This window comes from Lacicoccus alkaliphilus DSM 16010, assembly GCF_900142805.1.
GTDB classification, from domain to species: domain Bacteria; phylum Bacillota; class Bacilli; order Staphylococcales; family Salinicoccaceae; genus Lacicoccus; species Lacicoccus alkaliphilus.
Genome location: NZ_FRCF01000013.1, coordinates 61,595 through 67,715, shown reverse-complemented (window position 1 = coordinate 67,715; position 6,121 = coordinate 61,595). Strand labels below are relative to the sequence as shown.

Below are 6,121 nucleotides of genomic sequence, written 5' to 3'. Positions count from 1 at the left end.
TTGTCCCTGCTCATTCGTGATGATATCCCGTCCTGAATGAGCAGAATTTCGTTGTCCCTGCTCATTCAGCCAAAATTCGACGGCCGAATAAGCAGCCTGAGCACTTTACCTCTCCCGAATCTCAATCGAATATTTCAGATGCGCCACGATCAGGAGGACGCCGATCACAATGATCGCAAAAATTTGTGATTCTCCTGTGAGCACCGAGTAGAATATCAATAATATGATGCCCGCCATCAAACCTGCCTGAACGAGTTGATACGTTTTATACAGGCCGTTCAGCATGACATGGCGCTCACCTTCATCACTCGCTGCGAGTAACTTTTCTGCATACTGCCGATCACCGGGCTTCGGCAGCCTGCGATCCGGATAGAGGCTGCGGAGCAATCCGAAATGGGCGAATGAGAGCCACAGGGCGGTCAGGAAAACGATGGCAGCCAACAGGAATAACAGGAAATTCGACTCCAGAATGATGAATATGGAAACGGATATGATGGATAGCACCATCATGAGCACATCCACGACCTGAAGGTCATTGAATTTGTTGTAGCGGTAAACATCGTAGGAATCCATATCCATGTATTTCGTGTAATCCTTCGATACTGTATTGAGCTGCCGGTGCAGATAGACGCTCAGAACAATCAAAATGACTGCGATGACGAGCAGGACGAGTGCCGTCACCTGGTAAATTCCGGCGGTATTGAATTCATCATTCCTCCCGGCCAGAATGCTGATCACAATCCCCGTGAAAAACCCTAAAACTGCATACATCAGTATTCTTAACATACGTTTCATATCATAATTCCTCCTCTTCGAAAATAAAGATCTCCTCGATCGGTTCATCAAAAATCTTCGCAAGGCGTTTGGCAATGAGCAGCGAAGGGATATATTCCTCACGTTCAATCAGGCTGATGGTCTGCCTTGAGACTTTGGCAAGTTGTGCAAGCTCGGTCTGGTTCAGCCGTTTACGTGCACGAAGTTCCCTTAACCTGGTTTTCATGGGCGATGCTCCTCTACTTTAATATGATTCCTGATGGAATTATACCATGATAGTCACTATAATGACTAATATATTTGTCATAATGACAAAAGGATTTGAGCTGGTGACTGAAAATTCCATTGACAGTGGAAGTCTTGGGTGATTTAATTTATTTTGGAATCTTTTCAACGCACTCAGATTTATTTGAAAACAGGAAAATTTCAAAAATAAAGTATGGCATTCCACACAGGAAAAGCCTTATACTATATACCATACTATTCGGATTTTAAGGAGGAGAGCGCCATGCAGGATTTCATATCCAATTATCTTAAGACGCATGAGGATTATTTCAAAGAGGTGAGCGCCTACATATTCAACCATCCTGAAACACGCTTTGAAGAGTATGATTCTGCAGCTTATCTTGCTGCGGAATGTGAAAAGCAGGGGTTTGAAGTGACCCGCGACGTGGCGGGCATCGAAACGGCTTTTACTGCAACTTACGGTACCGGTAAGCCTGAGATCGGTTTTCTCGGCGAGTTCGACGCACTGTCGGGACTCAGCCAGAAGCCGGGTGAGACATCCTATCAGCCGATGGATCGTGATATCGGGCATGGATGCGGGCACAACCTGCTCGGCACGGGTGCATTCGCAGCCGCATGTGCGGTGAAGGCCTACCTTGAGGAAAATGATCTGCCGGGTACTGTGACGTTCTTCGGATGTCCCGGGGAGGAAGGCGGTTCCGGCAAGACCTTCATGGTGCGTGAAGGTGTATTTGACGGTGTGGATGCTGCACTGACATGGCACCCATCACCGGTCAATGCGATCATGAATTATTCGACGCTCGCGAACTATCAGGTGTATTTCAGGTTCAAAGGCAAATCGGCGCATGCCGCAAGCAGCCCGCACCTTGGAAGAAGTGCACTGGATGCGGTGGAGCTGATGAATACAGGTGTCAATTACCTGCGCGAACATGTCATCCCTGAAGCGCGGATGCACTATGCCGTGACGGACTCTGGCGGCTTCTCACCGAACGTCGTGCAGGCGAATGCGGAAGTACTTTACCTGATCAGGGCACCGCGTGTGGATCAAGTGGACGAAATTTACAAGCGTATCCTGAAGATCGCTGACGGTGCGGCGCTCATGACCGAAACCGAAGTCGAAGTAACATTCGATAAAGGCTGTTCCAATTATATACCGAACCGTCACCTGGAGAAACTGCTGCATGAATCCCTTGTGCAAACCGGTGCCGGAGAGGCAAGTGAAGCGGAAAAGGCATTCGCAGAACAGATTTGGAACACGCTGCCTGAAAGCGAGCAGAAGAACTTCATCGATCCTCTGATCAGCTTCGGCTACAGGGGGGACGGCTCCGACTTCGAAGGGAAGCACGTCGCCGAATCCATCTCGGCTTATGAAACAGGAGAGGGCATCCTCCCGGGATCGACGGATGTCGCCGATGTGAGCTGGGTCGTGCCGACGGCACAGCTGACTTCAGCCACTGCAGCGCTCGGGACGGCACTCCATTCATGGCAGATGACGTCCCAGGGCTTGAGTGATTTTGCGCACCGCGGCACGCTGCGGGCGGCTCAGGCCATGGCCCTCACCGGCCTCGACCTCTTTACATCAAAGGAGAATCTGGACCTGGTGAAGTCGGAGTTCAAAGCATTCAGGTCAAAAAATGATTACATCAATCCGATACCGGATGAAGTCAACCCTTCGCCCCTGAATCCGCAGAATTAAAAAACCAATATAGAATGGAGAGGTCCCCATGGTTAAGAAAAAAGGTATTTTCGCAAGGTTCCTGGACATCGTGGAACGCCTGGGCAATAAACTGCCCGATCCTTTTGTGCTCTTCGTCATGCTTGCTGCCCTGATCATCGTCCTGTCGTTCATCTTCAACCTCGCTGGCACGACGGTCATCCACCCGGGCACCGGGGAAGAGCTTGCAATCCGCAACCTGCTGTCGGGGGAAGGCCTGCAGTTCATGCTGACATCGATGCTCGAGAACTTCACTGGATTTGCGCCGCTCGGCCTTGTGCTGGCGATGATGCTCGGTATCGGACTTGCTGAAAAAGTAGGGCTGCTGGACTATGCGATCCGCAGCACAATATTGAAGTCACCACCGTTCCTGCTTACATACACGCTTGTATTCGTCGGTATTTTAGGTAATATCGCATCAGACGCTGCAGCGGTCATCGTGCCGCCGCTCGGTGCACTCGTATTCTATAAGGTCGGCAGACATCCGCTTGCCGGTCTTGCCGCCGGTTTTGCCGGTGCGGGGGCGGGTTTCACGGCGAACCTGTTCATCGCAGGTACGGATGCATTGCTTTCCGGCATCTCGACGGAAGCGGCCCAGATCATCGATGAATCGTTCGTCGTCACACCGGTCGATAACTGGTTCTTCAATATCGCCTCGGTATTCGTCCTGACGATCGTCGGTGGGTTGCTGACTTCAAAATTCGTCGAGCCGAGGCTCGGGGAATATAAAGGGGAAGCCATCGAAGGGGAGAACACTGAAGACCTTCCCAACGCGAAGAAAGCTTTCATTACAGCAATCATCACAGGTCTCGTTTATTGGGCGACGATCGTCGCCGTAATCATGCTGCCGGACAGCCCGCTCAGGGGCGAGGACGGCACCATCATCCCGTCACCGTTCATCGACGGCATCGTACCGATCATACTGATATTCTTCATCCTCATCGGCCTTGCCTTCGGTGTCGTCACCGGTAAGATCAAGTCCGGGAGAGACATGACGTATTATATGACCGAAGCGATCAGGGACATGGCGGGGTATATCGTGCTCGTATTTGCGATTGCGCAGTTCATCGCCTACTTCAACTGGTCCAACCTTGGCACGTGGATTGCGGTCAATGGTGCAGAATTCCTTCAGGATATCGAATTCACAGGGTTCGGCCTGATTGTTGCATATATCCTGTTCACTTCATTGCTGAACTTCCTGATCACTTCAGGCTCGGCAAAGTGGGCGATCGAGGCGCCGATCTTCGTGCCGATGTTCATGCAGCTCGGCTACCATCCGGCGTTCACCCAGATGGCATACCGTATCGGGGACTCATCCGTGAACATCATCACGCCGCTCTTCCCGTACATGGTCATCGTACTTGCATTCATGCAGCGCTATGACAAGAATGCCAGCATCGGAACCTACATTTCACTGATGCTGCCGTATTCCATCGCATTCCTCATCACCTGGATCATCATGCTTGCAGTCTGGTTCTTTACAGGCCTGCCATACGGTCCGGGCGTCGGGACATACCTGGAAGGTGCAGGTTAACCGAATCGCACTCACATTCCGGAGACCCATGGTCTCCGGTTTTTTCATTCCAATAAAAACCGGGAAACCTTCAAGGCTTCCCGGCATCTTGGATTGTACTACAGACTTTTGACCGCTTCATCGACATCCGTATCGCCGCCGTTGGCATCGAAAGCTTTGCCGATGGTGTTGTCGTGGTCGAGGGAGGCGACGATCAGGTGCGCCACATCCTCCCGGGTGATCTCGAGCTTTTTGCCTTCCTGCTTCAGCTTCTCCGAGACTTCGACTGTGCCGGTGCCCGGGTCGTTCAGGAGTAGGGTCGGGCGGATGATGGTGTAGTCCAGCCCTGAATTTTCAAGCCAGACATCGGCATAGTGCTTGGCAGCGAAGTAATAGCCACCGATGGAGTTGCCTTCCATATTGTAGGACCAGTACTCACGGTCGTCGGCATTCACTGCGCTGACCATGATGTAGCGTTTGACGCCCGCGTTTTTAGCGGCTTCGATGGATTTGACGGCCCCGTCGAAATCGATCATCATCGTCTTGTCCGCCCCGGTGTGGCCGCCGGATCCTGCTGCGAAAACCACAGCATCGATGTCAGCCATCGCTTTTTCCATATCTTCGATTGAACCTTCGAGGTCGATGAAACCGGATTTTATGCCTTCATTCTCGTAGGCTTTCTGCTGATCATCTTTACGGACCCCTGCAATCACATCATGCGCTTCGTGATCTTTCAATTTACGGGTGAGGATCCGGCCGATCTGGCCGTTCGCCCCGATGACAAGTACCTTCATTCATCTCGCTCCTTTATCTTAGTGATCCATACACTTCATATGTTAGACGTTTGAATGGCATGCTTCAACAAATCCGCACAGGCGTCCGGGGTGTTTATTTGAACGGTTCGAAGGGTAATTATAATCATGTGAACACATTTAAAATGATGATTCAAATAAATGGAACGGGAGATGAGAGTTGATGGGCAACTTGAAAGATCCACGCAAAATGTATCATGCGGACAAATTCCCGGATCAGGAGCAGGACACGCCGGCCATCCAGAATAAGATGGATCCGAAGCCGGACTGCGGTGAGGCATCCTATAAAGGTCACGGCCGCCTTGAAGGGCGCAATGCACTGATCACGGGCGGCGATTCCGGCATCGGCCGTGCAGCGGCGATCGCCTACGCACGTGAAGGGGCGAATGTCGCCATCCATTTCCTGCCGGGTGAGGAAGAGGACGCCGAAGAAGTGAAGGGAATCATCGAAAAAGAAGGCAGACAGTCGCTGCTTCTGCCCTATGACCTGCGTGATGAAGGTGCAGCGACGGAAATCGTCGAGAAGACGGTCGAAGCATTCGGTGCGCTCGATATCCTCGTATTGAACGCGGCTCAGCAGATTGCACAGACCGAGTTGTCCGACATCTCGATGAAGCAAGTAGAGGATACATTCAAAGTCAATGTCATCAGCATGGTCGAATCGGTGAAGGCTGCCGAAAAATATTTGGAGCCGGGCAGTGCGATCGTGACGACGGCTTCCGTCAACACGTTCGATCCGAGCGAGGCGATGATGGATTACGCAGCGACGAACGGTGCCGTGGGCAACTTCACGGTCTCATGGTCCAAGTATTTCGCCGAAAAAGGCGTACGTGTCAACGGCGTCGCACCGGGCCCGATCTGGACACCGCTCCAGCTCGATAACGGCCAGCCGGAAGGCGCAATTCCGGAATTCGGACAGAGCGTCCCGCTCGGCCGTGCCGGCCAGCCGGTGGAACTCGCACCGGTCTATGTACTGCTCGCTTCGGATGAAGCCAGCTACATCACAGGCCAGATATACGGCGTCACCGGCGGCATCCCGACGGACCTGTAAAAAGCAAAAAG

General features: G+C 52.1%; 6 protein-coding genes. 3 read left to right on the top strand and 3 right to left on the bottom strand.

Annotation, left to right across the window (positions count from 1 at the left end):
- Nucleotides 1-105 precede the first annotated feature (105 nt).
- Both BUA12_RS11505 and BUA12_RS11500 read right to left on the bottom strand, forming a co-directional pair.
- The gene (locus BUA12_RS11505; protein ID WP_072710765.1) at nucleotides 106-795 is read right to left on the bottom strand and encodes a DUF3169 family protein; all 690 of its coding nucleotides are present in this window, start codon (nucleotides 793-795) and stop codon (nucleotides 106-108) included.
- A gap of 1 nt (nucleotide 796) precedes the next feature.
- A complete protein-coding gene (locus tag BUA12_RS11500) occupies nucleotides 797-1,000 on the bottom strand; it encodes a helix-turn-helix transcriptional regulator (RefSeq protein ID WP_072710764.1) in 204 nt (67 codons plus the stop codon).
- 282 nt (nucleotides 1,001-1,282) lie between these two features.
- Between BUA12_RS11500 and BUA12_RS11495 the strand changes: the two genes are divergently transcribed.
- Complete coding sequence (locus BUA12_RS11495) at nucleotides 1,283-2,716, top strand: amidohydrolase (protein ID WP_072710763.1); 1,434 nt, start codon at nucleotides 1,283-1,285, stop codon at nucleotides 2,714-2,716.
- 28 nt (nucleotides 2,717-2,744) lie between these two features.
- Nucleotides 2,745-4,268 (top strand): AbgT family transporter, encoded by a 1,524-nt coding sequence (locus BUA12_RS11490; RefSeq protein ID WP_072710762.1) that lies wholly within the window; start codon nucleotides 2,745-2,747, stop codon nucleotides 4,266-4,268.
- Between the two features lie 98 nt (nucleotides 4,269-4,366).
- On the opposite strand, the gene BUA12_RS11485 is transcribed toward BUA12_RS11490, so the two are convergent.
- Nucleotides 4,367-5,041: an SDR family oxidoreductase gene (locus tag BUA12_RS11485; RefSeq protein WP_072710761.1), complete on the bottom strand. Its 675-nt coding sequence runs from the start codon at nucleotides 5,039-5,041 to the stop codon at nucleotides 4,367-4,369.
- A gap of 181 nt (nucleotides 5,042-5,222) precedes the next feature.
- Between BUA12_RS11485 and BUA12_RS11480 the strand changes: the two genes are divergently transcribed.
- Nucleotides 5,223-6,110 (top strand): SDR family oxidoreductase, encoded by an 888-nt coding sequence (locus tag BUA12_RS11480; protein WP_072710760.1) that lies wholly within the window; start codon nucleotides 5,223-5,225, stop codon nucleotides 6,108-6,110.
- Nucleotides 6,111-6,121: the final 11 nt, after the last annotated feature.